The following is a 1,425-nucleotide window of genomic DNA, read 5'->3' on the forward strand; positions in this document are numbered from 1 at the left end:
CGCCCTGAAGCGTTCGCCCTCGAAATCCAACATTGACCATGATCGCAAGGTCGCATAATCTATGCCGCACCCGCCGTCCCAACCTTCAACTGTCTGTGGGACATTGCCGCAACATGAATAGCTCATCGCTGCTGGGTCCGTGGATCCGACGTTTCCTGATTGAGTATCTGGTGGGCGAACGTAACCTTGCCGTCAATACGCAAAGAAGTTACCGCGACATGCTCATGCTGTTGCTTCCGTATTTGGCCGCCAAGGTCGACAAGCGGATCGACCGCCTGACCGTTGATGATCTCTCCGCGCAAATGGTCCGCCTGTTCCTGACGCACATGGAAGAACAACGTCACTGTACGGTCAGCACACGAAATCAGCGGCTCGGCAGCATCCATGCGCTGGCTCGTTTCATCGGCGAACATGCGCCTGAATACGTCGACTGGTGGGCACAGATCCATCTGATTCCGGTTAAGAGAACCAGCCGACCGGAGATCAGCTACCTTAGCAGGCAGGAAATGGACGCCCTGCTCGCTTCCTCTGACGTCAATACAGCGCAGGGACAACGCGAACATGCGTTACTGCTCTTCATGTTTAACTCAGGAGCGCGTGCAAGCGAAGCTGCGCAGCTCAAGATTGGCGACGTTGACTGGCACACGCGCTCGGTCAGCATCGTCGGCAAGGGGAACAGACATCGCCGCTGCCCGCTCTGGAAATCCACGCTCGATGCGTTGCGCTCGCAGTCCGAGGGGAGGGCCGCAGACGCGCCGGTGTTCCTCAATCGATTCCACCAGACGATGACGCGCTCCGGCATTCATGCATTGGTCAGGCGCTGCGCTATCCGTGCTGCAGCCAAGGCGCCGTCGCTTGCCGGCAAGAATGTGCACCCACATGTGATTCGGCATACGACCGCCTCGCTACTACTCCAGGCTGGTGTCGACATCAATACGATACGCGGCTGGCTTGGGCACGTTTCGTTGGAGACGACCAACATCTACGCCGAGATCAATCTGGAAACAAAGGCACGGGCGCTGGCGACATGCGAAGTGGAAGGCGGTGCCGAGGGCCAAAAGCAATGGCGGGATCAGCCCGACCTGATGACCTTCCTCCGCACCTTGTAACCGAATAATATGTGCTGTTCGCTTTCCACAAAGGTACTGCCTTGGCCTAGTTCGTTATCGAGCAGCACATATTTTTTACCGCACCATACTCGTGATTATGGCCTCGAGGCCATAACAACGAGAATGGCAGCGTTGAATCGTCGCATCGCTATCTTAAAGAAGCCGTCGATCAGGCGTTGATGTTGCGCGGTCATCGAGACTTCGTCGATCGTGCGGCCTACAACGAGTTTCTGCGCGAGATCGTCATGCGCCGTAACCGGCGTAACGCGGCGGCGTTCCGCCTTGAGCGCGAACAGCTCATGGATCTGCCGCCAAG

Annotated in this window: 1 protein-coding gene and 1 pseudogene; both read left to right on the top strand. The window is 57.3% G+C overall.

Annotated elements, in window-relative coordinates; all coding sequences use genetic code 11:
* The first annotated feature begins 113 nt into the window (after nucleotides 1-113).
* Nucleotides 114-1,109 (top strand): tyrosine-type recombinase/integrase, encoded by a 996-nt coding sequence (locus HV711_RS33180; protein WP_035486403.1) that lies wholly within the window; start codon nucleotides 114-116, stop codon nucleotides 1,107-1,109.
* Between the two features lie 104 nt (nucleotides 1,110-1,213).
* Nucleotides 1,214-1,425, top strand: a pseudogene (locus tag HV711_RS33755) (IS21 family transposase); the annotation flags it as partial.

Source organism: Paraburkholderia phenoliruptrix (assembly GCF_902859825.1).
GTDB lineage: Bacteria > Pseudomonadota > Gammaproteobacteria > Burkholderiales > Burkholderiaceae > Paraburkholderia > Paraburkholderia phenoliruptrix.